Here is an 18,915-nt window from a genome sequence, read left to right as displayed (position 1 = left end):
TTGCTGTTTAGGGCTTCCGTCCCCGCTATCATAAAATAAAAAAGCGGGAAATTCCCGCTTTTCGATAGATGAATATGCTTACTCTTCTCTAATTCCGGTCAAATCAACCGAGGCAGCATCAATATTGACATCAATATAGCTATCGGATTTCTTTTTGGCAGAGTCACTACGTTTCTGCTCAAGCGCTGCAAGGTAAGCCTTGTCAATCCCGCCAGCCACATACACACCGTCAAATACAGAACAGTCAAACTCGGTCAGATCAGGTACCTTGCTGGTACGAACCGCATTTTTCAGATCTTCCAGATCCTGGAAAACCAGACGGTCGGCACCAATAATTTCACGAATTTCTTCAACGGTACGCTCCGAAGCAATCAGCTCGGATTTCGCAGGCATATCAATCCCATAGACATTCGGATATTTTACCATTGGTGCAGCAGAGGCAAAGAAGACTTTCTTCGCACCCGAGTCACGTGCCATCTGGATAATTTCATTACAGGTGGTCCCACGTACAATCGAGTCATCAACCAGCAGGACATTCTTGTCTTTAAACTCAAGCTCGACCGGATTGAGTTTCTGACGAACCGATTTTTTACGTTGCTGCTGACCTGGCATAATAAAGGTACGTCCGATATAACGGTTTTTCATAAAACCTTCACGGAATTTAACCCCTAAAATATTTGCCAGCTCTAGCGCAGAAGTACGACTGGTATCCGGAATCGGAATCACAACATCAATATCGTGTTGCTCGCCCCACTCTTTTAAAATTTTATACGCCAGCTTCTCGCCCATTTTTAAGCGGGCTTTATACACCGAAATACCGTCAATTGTGGCATCTGGACGCGCAAAATAGACATATTCAAAAATACACGGACGGTATTCCGGGTTCGCTGCACATTGCTTGCTATAAAGCTGCCCTTTCTCGTCAATGAAAATTGCTTCGCCAGGCGCAATATCACGCTCAACCTTAAAGCCAAGTGCGGTAATGGCCACCGACTCAGAGGCAATAATATATTCGGTCCCCTGTTCAGTTTCGCGAGAACCATAAACTAAAGGACGAATGCCATTTGGATCGCGGAAACCGACCAGACCATGCCCCGTAATCATGGCAACCACGCCATAAGCTCCCTTACAACGCTCATGTACGCGAGAAACGGTGTGGAAAATATCGTCCGGAGTTGGATTTAAAGTGCGAAGCTTTTGCAGTTCATGCGCAAAGACATTGAGCAAGACTTCTGAATCTGAATCGGTATTCATGTGACGCAGGTCTGTTTTGAACAGGTCATCATGAATTTCGGCCGCATTGGTCAGGTTACCATTGTGCGCAAGGGTAATCCCGTAAGGAGAGTTTACATAAAATGGCTGAGCTTCAGCACTGCTAGATGAACCTGCAGTTGGATAACGCACATGCCCAATCCCGTAGTTTCCAAGCAATGCACGCATATGACGGGTATGGAATACATCTCGCACCATCCCGTTATCTTTGCGGAGGAATAAACGCCCTTGATGGCAGGTTACGATCCCTGCAGCATCCTGTCCCCGATGTTGCAGCATCGTTAAGGCATCAAATAACATTTGGTTCACTGGCGATTTACCGGCTATCCCAACAACTCCACACATAGCAACCTCGCGACAAGCTAGCGATTAATAAAAAGGATTTTTCGTCGAATGATCAGAACGGTCTGTGACTGAAGCACGCTCTGATTCGTCCATTTCTGGTGAAGGGCGATGTAATAGCGCACCTTCGGATGTCATTTGATGTAAAGCTTGATTTGCCGCATCTTTGGACAATTCAGTTGCCAAAGGTGCGTAAGGTAATAAGATCTGTATAAATTTAGATTGTTTCCAGTGCGGTGAACTTTCGACCCATGGTCCTAAACCCTGCATGGCAATCAGCACAATCAGCAGCCCTTTCAGTGAACCGAAAGCACCACCCGCCAAACGGTTTAATGGGCCCAGTTTCAAACTTTTCAAGAGCCCGTTCAAAAGTGCCGAAACAATCCAGGTACACACCACGATGATTAATGCGATAAAAGCAAAAGCTGCAATTTTTTGCACGACCGGATCTTGGCTCAGACTGCTCATGGCAGGTGCCAATACTACGGCGTATTTTGCTCCAATGATCAATGCAAATATCCATCCGATCAAGTTCGCAAAGGCTTTGATAAATCCTTGGCGCAAACCGTTCAGCCCTCCAATGAGCAAGATGACCAGAATGATGATATCAAGCGTGTTCATTTCACAATGTCATCGCATTAACACAATCTTTAACCAGGGTCGGACCTGTATAAATCAGCCCACTATACACTTGAACCAGAGTTGCACCTGCCTGCTGTTTAGCAACCGCATGTTCACCTGCCAGAATACCACCCACACCGATTAACGGAATCTGTCCTGCCAGTACCTTGGCAAACTGGCGCAAGCATTCAGTACTTTTTTCAAATACAGGTGCACCGGACAATCCTCCTGCCTCATTTCCGTTGGCCAGGTTTTCCACCCCTTCACGACCAAGCGTAGTGTTGGTCACGATGAGTCCATCGATCTTGAACTGCAATAATTGTGCTGCAATAAAGTCAATATCTTCAGCGGTTAAATCCGGCGCAACTTTAAGTACAAGAGGAACATAATGATTATATTGTTTTGCCAGTTCGAGTTGACGATCTTTTAAAGTTTGTAACAACTCTGTCAGCGCATCACCACTTTGTAAACTACGGAGGTTTTTGGTGTTGGGTGATGAAATGTTAACGGTCACATAAGAAGCATAGTTATATACTTTTTCCAGACAGATCAGATAATCGGAAACTGCATCTTCAACAGGCGTATCGGCATTTTTTCCAATATTAATGCCCAGTACACCCTTAAACTTTGATGCCTTGACATTTTCAATCAGTTTATCGACGCCGTCATTATTAAAGCCCATACGGTTAATAATGGCTTTGGCCTGAGGAATACGGAATAAACGCGGTTGAGGATTACCTGCTTGCGGACGTGGGGTAATGGTACCAATTTCGATAAATCCGAAGCCTAGTGCAGCCAGGGCATCAATATGCGCACCATTTTTATCTAGTCCGGCAGCAAGACCAACCGGATTGGGAAATTCAATTCCCATACAAGTCACAGGTTTTGCTGCAACTTTCTGATGCATCAAGCCAACTTTATGGGCTTTGTCCAGCATAGAAAGTGTAAGTTCATGTGCACGCTCTGGCGCTAAAGTAAACAACAAAGGGCGAGCCAATGAATATAACATACCAACCACAGTCTACTGTTTTTTCAAGTAGGCATATTATAGGCATTGGCGCCTCAAAACGCCATGCCTGACATAGGGTTATTTTAATCGGTTATTGTACTGTTGCAGTTAATTTAATCTGATTATTGTTTGACACCATATCCATTTTTTGGATGCTCACGCCCATTTGCGACAATTGCATTAAAAAGTTAGCTAAAACAGCATAGTTCTGGTGTTCTGCGACCAGCTGGATCTGTTCACCAGCTGGCTGGGAAGCCACCGCCAGCCCCTGCTGTTGCGCTGTACGCTGAATCTTGTCTGCCGTCGTAAGCGCCAGGTCGCTGGCAGGTTTTAAGGTCACAGCATTACTCTGCATCCAGACTGTAACATCTTTTAGCTCATTTAAACGCTTTTGCTGGTACTCGGCCAAAGCATGCATTTTCCATAACGAATACCCGATCGCGGTTACAAGCACAAAAATGGCAGTAAAAACGACCATGATACGTTCCCGTGCAGATAAACCTTGCAAATATTCATTGAGCGCTTCAGCTTTCTGGTCAAGGCTGTTTTGCAAACGTGTTAATGCTTTCATTATTTTACTTTTACCACCCCGATTGCGCCGATGCTATCGGCCTGAACATTCCCAAGCTCGGCCTGAAACCCCTGTTGATTTAGTTGCTGGGTCAATCCCTGCAAATCATCTGCAGATCTTGCTTTTAGCGACATGACCAAGGTTGCGGCATCATAACTGACTTGCTGGGCCACAATCTGTTTCTGCATCAGAATCGGGCCGACCCGGCTCAGTAACGAAAGGGCTTGCGTATCACCAAGCTTGCTCATACGTAACTGGCCTTCAAAGGAGTTTTTAAGATTTTGTTCTGTGATACGGCCACTCTCACCAAACCAGGCTTTATATTGACCAATGGCCTGAGTTGCAGTCTGGTCAGCCACTTTTTTCAGCTTTGACCACCGTAATGCATCATATCCCAATTGCACCACAATAATCGCCAGCAGAACCGCTGCTGCAGCTTTCCAGTAACCAGACCATTGGGGTTCTGCATTTTTTGACTTTGGCAAGACATTGAGTGGATGCTGCTTGGCTTTTAACAGGGGCTGAAACTGATAGCTGAATTCTGTACGCTGCTCTTTGCTTGAAGCGGTTGCCAGACTGTCCATCTGGGCAGCATTTAAATTGGCAAACTTAAACTGCGTTTCAGGCGGCTGGAACTCCAGTAACAAGCCTAGATCATCTACCGAGTTACCTAGCCAGCCATTCTCCCTGACCAGTAATCGCTCATACAGGTTAAGGATGACCACCTCATTTGCTTCGGGTTCAGGCACAATTAGAAAATCAGGCAAGAATGCCGTAATCTGGACAGGCAACAGACTCAGTGCATGCTGCCAGGTTTCAATATTTGACTGTGCTACCCCCAGAATACTGACCTGATCATGCTGAAAATGATGCACCACCTTCATCTGGTCAATCGGCAAGCTCACAAACTCTTCCAGCAGATATTTGATTCCGTCTTGTCCCAGTTGCTTATAATGTGCCTTGGTCATGGGCTGTTGCAGTATTTGTGCATAACGGCTCGGAAAATAAACCACCGCCTCTTTTCCCTGATATGCCTGCAAGTCCTGAATCAGTTGTTCAAGACTGCTGGCCTGCAACCAGTTTTCCCCAGCCGACCAATACCATGTTCCATTGGTTTCGGGCATCCATATATACAGCATCGGTGTTCAGTACCTTATCCTAACGCGGATCTATAAAAATTATAATGTTGGCGTAAAACGGTTCTTTTGTGTCGATAAACCATTTGCAATGACAGTCTGATCATAAATACGGGCTTCAGCCAATGCAAACGGATTAAAGTTCTCATGAGTCAGCTGCTCGGCAATATGCGCCACCACATTCATATGACAGACCACTGCAATCGACTCATACGGTAGTTTTGACAACCATTCAATCGCATCTTTGGCCTGATCATCCGGCTTGATCTTATCGCAAATCAATACCGGTACACCATGGAAATGGGCCTTGATATGGGCCAACGTTTCCTGGGCACGTAACAAAGGACTCACCACAAAGATGTCTGGCTGAATGACATCTTTTAAAAACTGACCGGTTTGCTCGGCCTGCTGATGCCCACGTGGAGTCAGGGGGCGTTGCGTATCATTTCCATTGATGGCAGGTGACGCTTCACCATGACGAACTAAAGTTAACTGCATAAAATGACCTTATTTTTTATAGCGGTATCATAACCCGGATAGATGACAGTTTTTTGATACATCTCATGATATTGCCTAGACTTCATGATGAGGTAACACAAATTCAACATCACTACGGTGACCATTTTTCATTAAGGACAGTGCAATATTCATTGGCGGCGCACCTTCAAAAATGACCTCATACAGCGCATTGGTAATTGGCATATACACATCCAGTTCCTGCGCCTTGGTTCGCACCTGCACGATGGTATTAATCCCTTCAGCAGTCTGGCCCAATTCTTTGGTCGCCTGATCCAGTGTTTTACCTGAACCGAGTGCAAAGCCAATCTGGTAATTACGGCTTAATGGACTGTTGCAGGTTGCAAAGAGGTCACCTACCCCTGACAGCCCCAGGAAGGTCAAAGGATTAGCCCCCTGTTTTACTGCAAACCGGCTCATCTCGGCCAGAGCCCGGGTTAAAATCATACTCTTGGTATTTTCACCAATATTATAGGCAGCTCCCATTCCCATCGCCACGGCGTAGATATTTTTCAGTGCACCACCGAGCTCCACACCGTGCACATCATCACTGCCAAACACACGGAACAAGGCACTGTGTAATGCATGTTGCACGGCATAACGTACCAGCTCGGATTCACTGGCAATCACTGTTCCCGATGGCATACCGGCCATGATTTCCTTGGCAAGGTTGGGCCCCGATAACACGCCATAGGGGACTTCTGGCAATTCTGTGCGAATGATATCACTCATGAAACTGAAGGTTTTGGCTTCAATCCCTTTGGTCAATGACACCACAGCCTGAGAGCTAATAAATGGCGCAATCTGCTTTAACACATCACGAAATGAATGGCTCGGAATCGCCACCAGAATAATGTCACGGTCACGTACCGCAAGCTCCAGATCAGCGACTGCACGCAATCCGGCCTCTAAGGTAAAATCAGGTAAATAGCGCTTATTGACATGCGTCTGGTTAATTTCTTCTGCAACAGCAGCATCACGAATCCAGATCATGGTATCGCAGCCATTCCGCACAGCCAGATTCGCCATGGCTGTTCCAAAACTGCCGCCCCCCAATACCGTAATTCTTAATGCCGTTTTCTGGTCAACGGCCACCGGTTCAACCAGATCACTAAATTTTAACTCTGTCATTTTTTATCCTGAAACCTATTTTCTTTCTTTCATCATTACAAACCAGACTCAGTTTGCTTGCCACACCTTGACAAAATCCTGACTGTTTATTTCTGCACGTGGCGCAATCGCCTTCGCCGCAGTACCGATATAAATAATTCCTGAAATTAAATCTTGTTCTTTTAAACCCAGCTGTTGTTTTAACCAGCTAGACTCCACTACAGCACCTGAACGCCACATACTGGCAAAGCCTTGTGCCTGTAAAGACAGCAAAAAGTTCTGGATCGCTGCCCCGGTACTTAAAATCTGTTCAAAGTGCGGTACTTTTGGATGGTCCTGAAGGGTCGTTAAAGCAAGAACCAGCAACGGCGCACGGAATGGATGCTGCTTGACCCGATCGAGCTGGGCAGGATCTGTTTCTCCGAGGTCTGCCAGGGCTTTTGCCAGATGCTCACCAAAAGCAGCGCGCTGCTCGGCTGTAACGATGACAAAACGGGTCGGCTTTAAACGGTGATGATCCGGGGCAGTCAGCGCAGCCTGTACTGCTTTTTCAAGTTGTTCTGTATTCGGTGCAGGCTCAATGAGTTGCCCAATAGATTGACGTTGATGAATATTTTGATGAATTGTCTCTATTTTTGAGTCCGTCATTGAAATGAATCTAACTAACACAAGGATGGCGCTAGATTAGCATAATCTGAATGGATTCCACTATGCCTAATTCCGGCTTGTCAGGATGGGTTATATTGCTTTTTTGTCAATAAATGGAAAACCTCCTCATTACTAAGCCCATCATTCATTTGACAAAATTAACAGAGTCTCTGCACAAACTGTACATAACCTGCCAAAGTGCCCATAAATTATATGTTCAAATAATATGATTACGTAATCACTTGAGAACAAGCAATGAAAAAAACCTTCATCATGAGCTTACTTGGCGGATTGGCACTGGGTTTGACTGCCTGTGCATCGACCTCAACCAATACCTTGGCCATTCAAAAAGAAAACAATCAATTTGAAGTGACGGGCATTGGTAAAACCAACCTGATCGCCAAAAATAATGCGATTAGCGCTGCGCAAAAAACCTGTACCCGTAATACCTCACCTGTAGTGGTTGATGAAAAAACAGCGTATCAAGGCGTACTCAAAGGTGTGGTGGATGAGCAAACCGGCAAGATGGTAGAAGCTGCCGCAGGTGTGATTGGCACCATTACAGGTAAAAATGCCTCTTTAGCCAAAGATGATGATTACCAGACCACACTCACCTTCTATTGCAAGGCCAACGCCTAAATAACAAAAAGCCGATGTATCAACATCGGCTTTTATATTGCGGGTTGCTTAATGCGCTTCGCTCGCAGCAACCTCTGAAGCTGCATCTTGCTCGGCAACGTCAGTATTATGTTCATCTAGATTTGGCTTATCAATGGCATCAATTGCAGCCTGTTGTTCTGGAGTCGTCTGTGTCGATTGTGTAGATACAGCAGCAGTCTGATCTTGCTGTTCAGCGTTCTTCGATTCATCTTTCTTTGCACATGCAGTCAGCATGATTGGAGCAATGATTAGCGCGGCAAGGGTTAATTTAAATTTCATTACGGCTTTCCACAGTAACTTGGTTAACTTGTGACAAGCATATTTCAGATATATGACACTTTCATGACGACCACGTTGCACAAAAGTAAAAGAGCCGGTTTAAACCGGCTCTTTTTTATTTTCCTGTTTAATCAAAGCACTATTTTTTGATTAAGCACGCTCAAGCAGTACTGCAACTGCAGGTAAAGTCTTGCCTTCTACGAACTCAAGGAAAGCACCACCACCGGTTGAGATATAACCGATTTGCTCGGCAACCTGATATTTATCAATCGCAGCCAATGTGTCACCACCACCTGCAATCGAGAAACCAGCAGATTCAGCAATTGCCAATGAAAGTGCTTTGGTGCCTTCACCAAATTGATCCACTTCAAATACGCCGACCGGGCCATTCCAGAGAATGGTTTTTGAAGATTTCAGGATTTCTGCAAAGGCTTTCGCCGTTTCAGGACCAACATCCAGAATCATGTCGGTGTCAGTTACATCTGCAACATTTTTCACGACAGCTTGTGCGCTTGCCAATGAACCCAGGAAGTCTTCAAAGTTGATCTGGCTGGCATCTGCAACCACAACATCGGTTGGTAATGGCACACTGACTTTTGCAGCAATTTGTTTTGCCGTTTCAACCAGATCTGCTTCGTAAAGTGATTTGCCCACGTTATAACCTGCTGCTGCAAGGAAAGTATTGGCAATCCCACCACCCACGATCAATTGATCGCAGATGGTTGATAATGAGTTTAAGACATCAAGCTTAGTTGATACTTTAGAACCCGCAACAATCGCCACCATTGGTTTTTCCGGCGTTTGCATGGCACGACCAAGCGCATCCAACTCAGCCGCCAGTAATGGACCTGCCGCTGCAACTGGCGCAAAACGTGCAGCACCTTCAGTTGATGCTTCTGCACGGTGCGCTGTACCAAATGCATCCATTACGAATACGTCACAAAGCGCTGCATATTTTTTTGCCAGTTCTTCGTTATTCTTCTTTTCACCGTGGTTGAAACGCACGTTTTCAAGCAATACCACCTGACCCGGTGCAACCTCCACACCATCCAGATAGTCTGTGAATAATTTAACGTCTTGACCCAAGGCCTTGCTTAAATAAGCAGCAACTGGTGCAAGTGATTGTTCTGGTTTTGGCTCACCTTCTACAGGACGACCCAAATGAGAAAATACCATCACTGCCGCACCTTTTTCTAAAGCTGCCTTAATGGTTGGCAATGCCGCACGTAAACGTGCATCGCTGGTGATTTCCCCATTTTTTACAGGAACGTTCAAGTCTTCACGAATAAGGACACGTTTCCCTGCTAAATCAAGATCAGTCATGCGCTGAAAATTCATGGATGGCTCTCTAGTTGATTTTAAAAACGGCACAATTTTAAATGATTCTCTGAAATAAAGGTGAGTTTTTTTGCAGAAAAGCTGCCGAAGCCGTCACTTTTGATTATGATAATCAGTGTCACCCGATCTATATTATTACTATGTCTATTCATCCAGATCCTAAAATTAACCGCCTAAATGTGCTTGGCGAACCTTTAGCCAGCTGCTGTTTTGATCCGCTCACCGGATATTTCCGTAATGGTTTTTGTCATACCGCGGTCACCGATTCGGGCCAGCACACCATGTGCGCGCAAATGACCTCGGAATTTCTGAATTTTTCACAAAAAGTCGGCAATGACCTGATCACGCCATTACCTGAGGTTGGCTTTCCCGGCCTGAAACCGGGCGATTTCTGGTGCATCTGTGTGACGCGCTGGGTAGAAGCCTATCAGGCTGGACATGCACCACCGATCAAACTGAATGCCTGCCACAATGCGGTGCTACACTATGTACCGCTCAATATTCTTGTGGAATATGCAGTGTAATGCGTCAATATGAACTGATTCTGGCCTCTAGTAGCCAGACCCGCAAAGACCTGATGAACCGCTTAAGGCTGGATTATCGCTGCATTTCCCCGGATATTGATGAGTCTGCTATGGGTGAGCTGCATGCTGATGATTTGGCTAAACGTCTCGCTTTTGAGAAAGCGGCTGTGATTGCTGCGCAATATCCAGATGCAATTGTGATTGGTTCCGATCAGGTGGCCTGGCGTGAACATGCACCTTACGATTTCATTGGCAAGCCGCTGGGTGTTGAAAAAGCCATTCAGCAATTACAGGCCAACTCGGGTCAAACTGTATTTTTCAGTACTGCGCTCAGTGTTCAACATATACAATCTGGCTTTGAAACGACAGTGGCTGAACATTACCAAGTCAAATTCCGTCAGTTAACCTTGGCAGAAATTGAGCGTTATATTGAAATTGACCAACCCCTGCATTGTGCGGGCAGTTTTAAATGTGAAAGCCTGGGCATTAGCCTATTTGAGAAAATGGTAGGTGATGATCAAACCACCTTGATGGGCTTGCCAATGATTCAGTTGTGTAAAATTTTACGTCAGTTTGGGATAAATACGCCTTAAAAAAATACCCTGATCTAAACTACTTTAGATCAGGGTCAATCATTATTCCTCAACCACCTTGACTCGCTTTGGTAAAGCAAACCAGATAAAGATCGACAAGATCAAGAATAATAAGGCTGCCACATTCAACACGGAACGATGCGATTGGCTAAAAGCCTGTTTTGCAGCTGTAATCACATGTTCAGCAATCACGGGCTGTAATTGTTTGGTAGCCTGAACTGCCTCACCAATCGAGCTACTGACCTGTTCAATAATGCTAGACGGCACATCGGCTGGTACCACAATCGAGTTGGCATAGAACCATGACAACATCAGACCGAAAAAGGCAATGCCCAGACCTGCACCCAATTCATAGGCCATGCCTTCAATTGCTCCTGCTGCCGTCGCTTTGCTTGGCGGCACTGACGACATAATGGCCGAGGTGGATGCCAGTAAAGCAATTTCTACGCTGATTCCCAGCACAACCATCCAGCTCCAGACCTGCATCTTCGCCTGCATAAAGTCTGTATTGGCCAGGCCCCACAAACTGACAGCACTCATCAACATCCCCAGCGATGCCACCGAACGCAGTCCAAAACGGTTGACCAGCATACTGGCAATTGGACCACCCAGACTGATCGCCACCATAAACGGTAAAATAAATGCACCCGCAGCCAATGGCGAAAGCTGGTAAACAAATTGCAGTTCCTGTGAAATCAGCAATTCAAAACCGACCAGTGCCATCATGGAAACAATTGCCATCACCACACCCGTTGCAATCACCGGATGTTTAAACAATTGAATATCGATCATTGGCGAAGTTGAGGTGAGCTGTTTACGGATAAAGCCCACCAGTAAACCAAAGCCCACGGCGAATATCAACACTGACCAGATACTAAACCCATGCATCACGGTTTTAACAGCATAGATCATGCTCAGGATCGCAACCACCAGCACAATTGCCTGTAACAGATTAAGGTTCTGTTTTGGTTGCCCTGCCTGTTTTGGAATCACGAAAACCGTTAAAGCCAATACAGCCAGCATAATCGGAACATTAATCAGGAACACTGCGCCCCAATGGAAATGCTCCAGTAAGAAACCACCGAGCAATGGGCCAAAGGCAGCCCCACCTCCGCCGACCGTTGCCCAGATGCCAAGTGCAAAGTTACGTTGCTTTTCATCCAGAAAGGTATTACGAACCGCAGATAAAGTGGCAGGCAGAATCATGGCTGCACCCACCGCCAGTAAAGCCCGCGAACCAATCAAGGCATAGGCAGTCGAAGAAAATGCAGCGGCCAGTGATGCCAGACCAAATAAAATGCCGCCAATGATCATCAGGCGTTTAAAACCAATACGGTCACCCAGGGCTCCCATCGGTAAAATCAGACCGGCCATGACCAGAGAATAAATATCAATAATCCACAGCAACTCATTTGCCGTTAAGGAAAGCGACTCGCTCAAGGTCGGTGTCGCCACATGTAAAACGGTTGCATCAATCGATACAGGGAGATAGATCAATACAACGATTGCAAGAATTAACCACTTGCGTGACATAAATGCCTCTAAATTGGACAATTGTTCAAATTGGTGCCATTATAACCAAAATTGAACACTTGTCCAACTTTAAAATTTGGAGTAGTGTGTGTCCGATTAACCCGTCCATACAGGTGCAAACAGACAATGGCTTATTTACATCGTGAACAACGTCGTGAAATGATTTTACAGGCAGCCATGCAGGTGGCCTTAAACGAAGGTTTTTCTGCGATGACTGTACGCCGCATTGCCACCGAGGCCCAAACTTCAACAGGACAAGTCCATCATCATTTTGCCTCCAGCTCACATTTAAAAGCCGAAGCATTTATCAGGTTAATGCAACAACTGGATGAAATTGAAAATCAGGTCAGCACAGCCAATCCCTTGCAGCGCCTTTCCCTCTTGCTGGGTTGCGAAAATATTGAACAGATCCAGCCTTATTTAAGGCTCTGGAATGAAGCTGAGGTACTGATTGAGCAAGATGAAGAAATAAAACGGGCCTACAATATCGCCATGCAGGACTGGCATCGCTCAATTATGCGTATGATTGATGCAGGCCGGGTACAAGGCGATTTTCAATTTGATGGCAAGAGTGAAGACATCGCATGGCGGTTAATTGCGTTTGTGTGTGGACTGGAAGGAATTTACAAACTCGGGCTGCAGGGTTTAAATGAAAGCGACTTTAAACGCCATACCGAAGCCATGATTCAGGCAGAATTATTTAAAAACTAAAATGAGCACCCCATGAAACAGCCTTTATGACAAAGCCAAAGACTTAATTTATTTGTATTTCAACTGGATGATCTTGCTGACATCTACCCATGCGTTACAACGACACTCACACGCTATATGAGCTGGGAGCCTGCATCCAGCTTTGCAGAACAGGAAAAAATTGGTCAGCAATGGCTAGAAAAAGAAGCCAACAATACAGACCGGCATTTTGTGTTGCGTCATAAACAAGACCAGCGCTTTATTGGTCTGATCGGTGTGCATCGCATGCAGACCTCGACACCGGAACTGGGCATATGGATTCGGGAAGATTGCCACCATCAGGGTTTTGCCAAAGAAGCAATTCTTGAAGTTTTTCGCTGGGCTTCTGCGCATCTATCTGCTCAATATTTCTTATATCCAGTAGCAGTCGATAATCAGCCCAGTCGTCAACTGGCTGAGTTTTTAGGTGGCGCTATTGCGGGCTACAAGACGGAAAGAAAATATCAAGCAGTGATTTATCATATTCCGCCCTATCAAATTCAGGCGAATTAAAACCAGCCTTTGCGTCCATTTAAAAGCGCATCGGCACAGCGGAGCGTTTCCTGGCTCAGGCTCCACAGGCGATAATCTCCGGTTGCCGAAGTCACATTAAAATTATGGGTATAAGCAAAACTCAGTTCACGATCAACATCACACCATGCACCAGAACCATTAAAGCCCACATGTCCAAAGCCATGTGGCGCACGTTTACCGAGGGTCAGAATACGGTGATAGCCCAAACGCCAGTGCATTGGAATCGGCATCACCCGGTCACGTGCTTTGCTTTGTACCGTACTGAGTTGCTTGAACACTTCTGGTCGAATCAGTTGCCGACCTTGCCATTGCCCCTGATTGGCCAGCATGGCATACACTTTAGCCAGACTATTGGCAGTAAATACACCATTGGCTGCCGGAATGACAGCTTGCAAGCCCTCATCACTATAGAAGCTAAAATGGCGCATCCCTTTTGGAATCATGGCATCCTGAAAATCTTGCGGGTTTTGCCCGGAAAGCTCCAATAACCGTTCGGATAAAGAGGCTTTACGCGGTTGACTGTTTTTCTTGTTCTGTGGTTTAGCTTGAGATGCCGTTTTGGGTTTTTCCAATAAACGTGCAACACGATCTAGTTCTGAAGCAGGCGTTCCAAAATAAGCGCCATCCAGTTCAAGCGGTTGTACCAGATAACGTTGCATCAGCCAGCTTAACGGCTGTTTGGCTGCCTTTTCAATGACACCACCCAGAATCCAGCCATAGGTCAAAGGTTGATAAGCATAGCTTTGCCCTGCCATAAAACGCGGTGTTGCTGCAGCAACCACATCCAGCATATGCGACCAGTCCAGCATTTCTGTCGCTGTATCAATCATATTGCGAATATCAAACAAACCGCTTTGATGGGATAACACATGACGCAAGGTAATACTGGCTTTGCCATTTTGAGCGAATTCAGGCCAGTAATGTGCAATCGGCTGCTCATAATCCAGCACGCCTTCACTCACTAGAATATGCACCAGCGTTGCAAGAACACCCTTACCGGTTGAATAGCACATGGCCAAGGTATCAGCTTGCCAGTCTTCATGTTGAGATTTTTTCCCAGTGAAAATATCAACAACTTTCTGCCCCTGAAAATACACCACCAATGCCGCGCCACCTTGCTGGCTACGTGCATCCTGTAAACGGCTAAACTGGTGAGCCAGATCAATAAAGCGTTCATCAACGCTACCGTGATAATGATGGGTATCGGCAAATAATAATTCTTTAATCAAAGCTCAATTCCTTATGATATTAATGTTTTTATGCTCTCCCTATTGCGCACAACAGGGAGTATTTTTATTGAATAATCGATCAAAGTGCCTTCACTGTACCTGCCACATGCGGCTTTTTAGATTTCAGATTACGAATCAGGAAATCTGTTTGCTTTGCTTCAGCTGCGGTGAGGAACTCAACCGTTGAAGGTAAATACATCGGCAGCTTGAACCAGACATCTGCCTCATAAGCCGCAGGCAATTCGATACTTGCCAAAGCTTTGGCCTTGCTCCACATCCCGTGCGCAATCGCCTGTTTAAAGCCAAACGCTTTTGCAGTCACCGCATGAATATGAATCAGGTTAAAGTCACCCGAAATCACCGCATAACGGCGCCCGGTATTTTCTGAAATATTCCACTCTGCTTGTGGTTGATAAGCGGGTTCTTGCGTATCTTTAGCTTTCTCGCCTGCTTTTTTCTCAGTTTTCTGACGTGATAAATAGGTGGTTAAACTCTCCATCACCACTTCACCGTCTACTTTCGCAGTGGTGATAAAATCAAATTGCAAACCCTTGTCGTGCGGTTTTAACTCACCAAACTTGCACGACAACGTAATTTGCTCATTCAAGCCAATATTACGTATTTGCTTGATCTGATTACGGATATGCACCAAACCCAAGATTGGAAACGGGAAAGCTTCGCTGGTCATCATGTGCATTTGCAGACTTTGCGACAAAACTGCCAGATAAATGGCTGGCACGAAACCATCATTTTTAAAACCACAAATCTCGTTATAGCTTTCCAAATGCTTGCTATCAATTTTAAGTGTATCGACCACATACTCAACTTGTGGCAAAACTTTTTCGCCTTTTGGCTTTTTGAAAATCAGACCTTGAATGACTTTGGGATAAGCTAAATAAGGTTTTGGCAACTGACTAAAATGACGTGTATTCATAATAAAACCTTTTATAGTACAGGAATCCTCCCCGGCCCTCCTTTTGATAAAGGAGGGAGTTTCCATAAATTATATAGGCTTTAATTTTCAGGAAGTCCCCCTCCTGTTAAAGAGGGCGAGGAGCATTCGCTCCGCAAGGGAGATTTTATCGCTTTAAGTTCTTACGCACCTAACAAGCTTTGGCCACAGACGCGTACCACGTTACCAGTCACACCGGTTGAACCGGTAGATGCAAACCATGCAATTGCTTCAGCCACATCGACCGGCTGACCACCCTGATTCATCGAGTTCATACGGCGTCCAGCTTCACGAATCGCGAACGGAATTGCAGCCGTCATTTGCGTTTCGATGAAACCTGGCGCTACTGCATTGATAGTAATGCCATTTTTTAATGTTGGCGCAGTAAATTTAACCAGACCAATCACACCAGCTTTAGATACTGCATAGTTGGTTTGACCGAGGTTACCCGCGATACCACTAATTGATGATACACAAACAATACGGCCATTGGCATTTAAACCGTCATGAGAGAGTAAGTAATCGTTAACACGCTCAATGGCAGACAGGTTAATATTGATCACCAGATCCCAAAGCTCAGGCTTCATGTTTGCCAAAGTTTTGTCACGGGTAATTCCGGCATTGTGCACGATCACATCCAAACCGCCCTGTTTTGCAGCAGCAGTCTTGATTTTTTCACCTGCATCGGCAGCCGTAATGTCGATTGCCAATACCGAACCGCCAATTGAACCTGCCACACGCTCAAGATCGGCTTGTTGTTGTGGTACATCCAAGCAGATGACATGTGCACCATCACGTGCCAGGACATGTGCAATCGCTTCACCGATACCACGGCTTGCACCGGTAACCAGTGCAGTTTTACCTGCAAGTGGTTTCGCCCAGTCCAGATCAGCCACATCGGCTTTAGAGACACGAATCACCTGACCGGATACATAGGCAGAACGTGGTGAAATCAGGAAACGTAAAGTTGATTCAAGGTTGGCTTCTGCGCCCTGGTCAACATACACCACTTGAGCAGTAATGCCTTTTTTGAACTCTTTACCCACAGATTTGATAAAGCCTTCAAGCGCACGTTGTGCAATCGCCTGTTTGACTGTCTTTGCAGTTTCAGGGGTAGTACCGATCACGATCACACGACCTGAACTTGAGATCTGGCGAGCAATTGGATTAAAGAAGTTATACAACTCTTTTAACTGCTCAGAATCCTGAATACCCGACGCATCAAATACAACCGCTTTAAATTTAGATTCTTTATCATCGGCATTTAATGGACGCAGATTTAAACCGACTTTTGCAGCAGTCTGCTGTAACTCAACATTATTGCCAACATAGCTATCTGCATGAATATTGCTAAGAACTTGAGCAATCGCAGCAGAAACCGTACTTGATGGCGCTGCGCCAAGCAATACTGCCCCATTCACAACCGGTTGAGCACTTTCAAAACGATCTAGCGTAACAGGTGATGGTAAACCTAGATTTTTTACCACAAATTTACCTAATGGTGATTGTGTAAATGCTTGGTACTGATCAGTCATGGTTATTATCTCTCATACAAATGAATTTGTTACAAACACATGAATCATGTTGGGATATGGCATGAAATCAATGTCTGATTGACTCATCACAAATCATACTTGAGTTCATGTCCGGATGTCTTGACCCGAATGTGGTCGCAAGCGTCATTCTAGTCAATACAGCAGTATGGGAAATATGGTATGTTTGTAGCAAGAATATCGCAATTATGCTTGGAAAAGCCTTATGAGCAAAACAACTCAAGAAAATCCAGCAGTCGACAATTCTGCTCAGGAGAATGTGTCAAATACATCAAAAGCAGCTTCTACAAAACGTAAAACTGCGAGCACAGCTTCAAAAGCAGCAACGTCGACACCCAAAACAACGCGTACCCGTTCTACAACACGTAGTGCAGGTGCTGCAAAAAACGCTGCTGCTACAACGACAAAAGCAGCGACTACTAAAACAACCAAACCTTCTGTTCAACAGGATAAAACCATGAGCCAAAACACTGTGCGCCGTGTTGCCATTATCGGCGGTAACCGTATTCCTTTCGCTCGCTCTAACGGCGCTTATTTCACAGCTTCTAACATCGACATGTTTACAGCTGCGCTAAACGGTTTGGTTGAGCGCTTCAACCTGCAAGGTCAACGTCTGGGTGAAGTGGTTGCGGGTGCAGTCTTAAAGCACAGCCGTGATTTCAACATGACACGTGAGTGTGTATTAAATACACAACTTGCGCCAGAAACGCCAGCCTATGACATTCAACAGGCATGTGGTACAGGTTTACAGGCCGCATTTCTGGTCGCAAACAAAATTGCCTTAGGTCAAATCGAAGTGGGTATCGCAGGTGGTGTTGATACTACTTCTGATGCACCAATTGCTTTCGGTGACGGTTTACGTAAAGCCCTGCTTGAGTTAAACATTGCCAAAACCGGTAAAGACCGCTTAAAAGCGTTAGCGAAAATCAATATCAAAGACCTGATGGATGCACCTAAAAATGGTGAACCACGTACCGGTCTCTCTATGGGCGACCATCAGGCAATTACTGCGCTTGAATGGGGCATTCCACGTGAAGAACAAGATGCGCTAGCTGCATCTTCCCACCAAAAAATGGCAAAAGCATACGAAGAAGGTTTCTTCGATGACTTAATCACGCCATTCCTGGGCTTAAGCCGTGACAATAACTTGCGTGCTGACTCAACGACTGAAAAACTGGCAAAATTAAAACCAGTGTTTGGTAAGGGCGAAGCTGCAACCATGACAGCAGGTAACTCGACACCACTGACTGATGGTGCATCATGCGTACTTTTAGCCTCTGAAGAATGGGCGAAAGCCAATGGTCACGAAGTCCTTGCTTACCTGACTTTCTCTGAAACTGCGGCGGTTGATTTCGTGGGCAAGAAAGAAGGCTTATTAATGGCGCCGGCTTATGCCGTTCCGCGTATGCTTGAGCGCGCTGGTCTTAAACTTCAAGATTTCGACTACTATGAAATCCATGAAGCATTTGCATCACAAGTACTTTCTACCTTGAAAGCATGGGAAGATGAAAAATTCTGTAAAGAGCGTTTAGGTTTAGATGCACCGTTAGGTTCAATTGACCGTAGCAAACTCAACGTTAAAGGTTCTTCTTTAGCTGCGGGTCACCCGTTCGCGGCGACAGGTGGTCGTATCATCGCGACTGCTGCGAAAATCTTGAACCAAAAAGGTTCAGGTCGTATCCTTGTTTCGATCTGTGCTGCGGGTGGTCAAGGTGTGACCGCGATTATTGAAAAATAATTGCTCACCAACCGAAGCAAAAAAGCTG

The 18,915-nt window shown here is 45.5% G+C and carries 19 protein-coding genes and 1 pseudogene; 6 read left to right on the top strand and 14 right to left on the bottom strand.

Annotation, left to right across the window (positions count from 1 at the left end; translation table 11 throughout):
- Positions 1–78 precede the first annotated feature (78 nt).
- The 8 genes from purF to OC23_RS14285 all read right to left on the bottom strand — a co-directional run bounded on the left by purF (position 79) and on the right by OC23_RS14285 (position 7,225).
- Complete coding sequence (gene purF, locus OC23_RS14320; protein ID WP_038345559.1) at positions 79–1,617, bottom strand: amidophosphoribosyltransferase; 1,539 nt, start codon at positions 1,615–1,617, stop codon at positions 79–81.
- A 24-nt stretch (positions 1,618–1,641) separates the two neighbouring features.
- Positions 1,642–2,235: a CvpA family protein gene (locus OC23_RS14315; protein ID WP_038345558.1), complete on the bottom strand. Its 594-nt coding sequence runs from the start codon at positions 2,233–2,235 to the stop codon at positions 1,642–1,644.
- A gap of 1 nt (position 2,236) precedes the next feature.
- Positions 2,237–3,244: a quinone-dependent dihydroorotate dehydrogenase gene (locus tag OC23_RS14310; RefSeq protein WP_038345557.1), complete on the bottom strand. Its 1,008-nt coding sequence runs from the start codon at positions 3,242–3,244 to the stop codon at positions 2,237–2,239.
- A 91-nt stretch (positions 3,245–3,335) separates the two neighbouring features.
- Positions 3,336–3,815, bottom strand: a complete 480-nt coding sequence (gspM, locus tag OC23_RS14305) for a type II secretion system protein GspM (RefSeq protein ID WP_038345556.1) — start codon at positions 3,813–3,815, stop codon at positions 3,336–3,338.
- Positions 3,815–4,954: a type II secretion system protein GspL gene (gene gspL / locus OC23_RS14300; protein ID WP_038345555.1), complete on the bottom strand. Its 1,140-nt coding sequence runs from the start codon at positions 4,952–4,954 to the stop codon at positions 3,815–3,817. Before gspL ends, gspM begins: the two co-directional genes overlap by 1 nt.
- 39 nt (positions 4,955–4,993) lie before the next feature.
- Entirely contained in the window at positions 4,994–5,449 is a 456-nt protein-coding gene (gene sixA / locus OC23_RS14295; RefSeq protein WP_038345554.1) for a phosphohistidine phosphatase SixA, read from the bottom strand.
- Positions 5,450–5,524: 75 nt separating this feature from the next.
- Positions 5,525–6,598: an NAD(P)H-dependent glycerol-3-phosphate dehydrogenase gene (locus tag OC23_RS14290; protein WP_038345553.1), complete on the bottom strand. Its 1,074-nt coding sequence runs from the start codon at positions 6,596–6,598 to the stop codon at positions 5,525–5,527.
- A gap of 48 nt (positions 6,599–6,646) precedes the next feature.
- Positions 6,647–7,225 (bottom strand): nitroreductase, encoded by a 579-nt coding sequence (locus OC23_RS14285; protein ID WP_038345552.1) that lies wholly within the window; start codon positions 7,223–7,225, stop codon positions 6,647–6,649.
- Positions 7,226–7,480: 255 nt separating this feature from the next.
- Between OC23_RS14285 and OC23_RS14280 the strand changes: the two genes are divergently transcribed.
- Positions 7,481–7,864 (top strand): hypothetical protein, encoded by a 384-nt coding sequence (locus OC23_RS14280; protein ID WP_038345551.1) that lies wholly within the window; start codon positions 7,481–7,483, stop codon positions 7,862–7,864.
- Positions 7,865–7,912: 48 nt separating this feature from the next.
- Here the strand turns inward: OC23_RS14280 and OC23_RS14275 are convergent, their stop codons facing one another.
- Entirely contained in the window at positions 7,913–8,164 is a 252-nt protein-coding gene (locus OC23_RS14275) for a hypothetical protein (protein WP_038345550.1), read from the bottom strand.
- A 150-nt stretch (positions 8,165–8,314) separates the two neighbouring features.
- Positions 8,315–9,502, bottom strand: coding sequence for a phosphoglycerate kinase (locus tag OC23_RS14270; protein WP_038345549.1), 1,188 nt, complete (start codon positions 9,500–9,502; stop codon positions 8,315–8,317).
- 140 nt (positions 9,503–9,642) lie between these two features.
- Between OC23_RS14270 and OC23_RS14265 the strand changes: the two genes are divergently transcribed.
- Positions 9,643–10,026 (top strand): DUF2237 family protein, encoded by a 384-nt coding sequence (locus OC23_RS14265; RefSeq protein ID WP_038345548.1) that lies wholly within the window; start codon positions 9,643–9,645, stop codon positions 10,024–10,026.
- The gene (locus OC23_RS14260) at positions 10,026–10,619 is read left to right on the top strand and encodes a Maf family protein (RefSeq protein ID WP_038345547.1); all 594 of its coding nucleotides are present in this window, start codon (positions 10,026–10,028) and stop codon (positions 10,617–10,619) included. The genes OC23_RS14265 and OC23_RS14260 overlap by 1 nt, the downstream gene beginning before the upstream one ends.
- A 42-nt stretch (positions 10,620–10,661) precedes the next feature.
- Here the strand turns inward: OC23_RS14260 and OC23_RS14255 are convergent, their stop codons facing one another.
- On the bottom strand, positions 10,662–12,152 hold the full coding sequence (locus OC23_RS14255) for an MFS transporter (protein WP_038345546.1): 1,491 nt from the start codon (positions 12,150–12,152) through the stop codon (positions 10,662–10,664).
- A gap of 126 nt (positions 12,153–12,278) precedes the next feature.
- On the opposite strand from OC23_RS14255, the gene OC23_RS14250 reads away from it, so the two are divergent.
- Together OC23_RS14250 and OC23_RS14245 are read left to right on the top strand one after the other, a co-directional pair.
- On the top strand, positions 12,279–12,863 hold the full coding sequence (locus tag OC23_RS14250) for a TetR family transcriptional regulator (protein ID WP_038345545.1): 585 nt from the start codon (positions 12,279–12,281) through the stop codon (positions 12,861–12,863).
- Positions 12,864–12,875: 12 nt separating this feature from the next.
- Positions 12,876–13,394, top strand: a pseudogene (locus OC23_RS14245) (GNAT family N-acetyltransferase).
- Here OC23_RS14245 and OC23_RS14240 read toward each other — a convergent pair.
- From OC23_RS14240 to OC23_RS14230, 3 genes are all read right to left on the bottom strand, one after another.
- The gene (locus tag OC23_RS14240; protein WP_038345544.1) at positions 13,391–14,644 is read right to left on the bottom strand and encodes a serine hydrolase domain-containing protein; all 1,254 of its coding nucleotides are present in this window, start codon (positions 14,642–14,644) and stop codon (positions 13,391–13,393) included. The pseudogene OC23_RS14245 and the gene OC23_RS14240 overlap by 4 nt on opposite strands.
- A 79-nt stretch (positions 14,645–14,723) precedes the next feature.
- A complete protein-coding gene (locus OC23_RS14235) occupies positions 14,724–15,578 on the bottom strand; it encodes a MaoC family dehydratase (RefSeq protein ID WP_038345543.1) in 855 nt (284 codons plus the stop codon).
- Positions 15,579–15,739: 161 nt separating this feature from the next.
- The gene (locus OC23_RS14230; RefSeq protein WP_038345542.1) at positions 15,740–17,131 is read right to left on the bottom strand and encodes a 3-oxoacyl-ACP reductase; all 1,392 of its coding nucleotides are present in this window, start codon (positions 17,129–17,131) and stop codon (positions 15,740–15,742) included.
- Positions 17,132–17,354: 223 nt separating this feature from the next.
- On the opposite strand from OC23_RS14230, the gene OC23_RS14225 reads away from it, so the two are divergent.
- On the top strand, positions 17,355–18,887 hold the full coding sequence (locus OC23_RS14225; RefSeq protein ID WP_038345541.1) for an acetyl-CoA C-acetyltransferase: 1,533 nt from the start codon (positions 17,355–17,357) through the stop codon (positions 18,885–18,887).
- Positions 18,888–18,915 lie beyond the last annotated feature (28 nt).

It is taken from the genome of Acinetobacter sp. A47 (assembly GCF_000805455.1).
Lineage (GTDB): Bacteria > Pseudomonadota > Gammaproteobacteria > Pseudomonadales > Moraxellaceae > Acinetobacter.
The sequence above is the reverse complement of the archived record's forward strand: the minus strand, read 5'-3'. Positions and strand labels throughout refer to the sequence as shown.

What these genes read in the sequence shown, in the direction of transcription:
- purF (WP_038345559.1), bottom strand. Translation starts at nt 1,617, where the DNA reads ATGTGTGGAGTTGTTGGGATAGCCGGTAAATCGCCAGTGAACCAAATG.
- OC23_RS14315 (WP_038345558.1), bottom strand. Translation starts at nt 2,235, where the DNA reads ATGAACACGCTTGATATCATCATTCTGGTCATCTTGCTCATTGGAGGG.
- OC23_RS14310 (WP_038345557.1), bottom strand. Translation starts at nt 3,244, where the DNA reads ATGTTATATTCATTGGCTCGCCCTTTGTTGTTTACTTTAGCGCCAGAG.
- gspM (WP_038345556.1), bottom strand. Translation starts at nt 3,815, where the DNA reads ATGAAAGCATTAACACGTTTGCAAAACAGCCTTGACCAGAAAGCTGAA.
- gspL (WP_038345555.1), bottom strand. Translation starts at nt 4,954, where the DNA reads ATGCTGTATATATGGATGCCCGAAACCAATGGAACATGGTATTGGTCG.
- sixA (WP_038345554.1), bottom strand. Translation starts at nt 5,449, where the DNA reads ATGCAGTTAACTTTAGTTCGTCATGGTGAAGCGTCACCTGCCATCAAT.
- OC23_RS14290 (WP_038345553.1), bottom strand. Translation starts at nt 6,598, where the DNA reads ATGACAGAGTTAAAATTTAGTGATCTGGTTGAACCGGTGGCCGTTGAC.
- OC23_RS14285 (WP_038345552.1), bottom strand. Translation starts at nt 7,225, where the DNA reads ATGACGGACTCAAAAATAGAGACAATTCATCAAAATATTCATCAACGT.
- OC23_RS14280 (WP_038345551.1), top strand. Translation starts at nt 7,481, where the DNA reads ATGAAAAAAACCTTCATCATGAGCTTACTTGGCGGATTGGCACTGGGT.
- OC23_RS14275 (WP_038345550.1), bottom strand. Translation starts at nt 8,164, where the DNA reads ATGAAATTTAAATTAACCCTTGCCGCGCTAATCATTGCTCCAATCATG.
- OC23_RS14270 (WP_038345549.1), bottom strand. Translation starts at nt 9,502, where the DNA reads ATGAATTTTCAGCGCATGACTGATCTTGATTTAGCAGGGAAACGTGTC.
- OC23_RS14265 (WP_038345548.1), top strand. Translation starts at nt 9,643, where the DNA reads ATGTCTATTCATCCAGATCCTAAAATTAACCGCCTAAATGTGCTTGGC.
- OC23_RS14260 (WP_038345547.1), top strand. Translation starts at nt 10,026, where the DNA reads ATGCGTCAATATGAACTGATTCTGGCCTCTAGTAGCCAGACCCGCAAA.
- OC23_RS14255 (WP_038345546.1), bottom strand. Translation starts at nt 12,152, where the DNA reads ATGTCACGCAAGTGGTTAATTCTTGCAATCGTTGTATTGATCTATCTC.
- OC23_RS14250 (WP_038345545.1), top strand. Translation starts at nt 12,279, where the DNA reads ATGGCTTATTTACATCGTGAACAACGTCGTGAAATGATTTTACAGGCA.
- OC23_RS14235 (WP_038345543.1), bottom strand. Translation starts at nt 15,578, where the DNA reads ATGAATACACGTCATTTTAGTCAGTTGCCAAAACCTTATTTAGCTTAT.
- OC23_RS14230 (WP_038345542.1), bottom strand. Translation starts at nt 17,131, where the DNA reads ATGACTGATCAGTACCAAGCATTTACACAATCACCATTAGGTAAATTT.
- OC23_RS14225 (WP_038345541.1), top strand. Translation starts at nt 17,355, where the DNA reads ATGAGCAAAACAACTCAAGAAAATCCAGCAGTCGACAATTCTGCTCAG.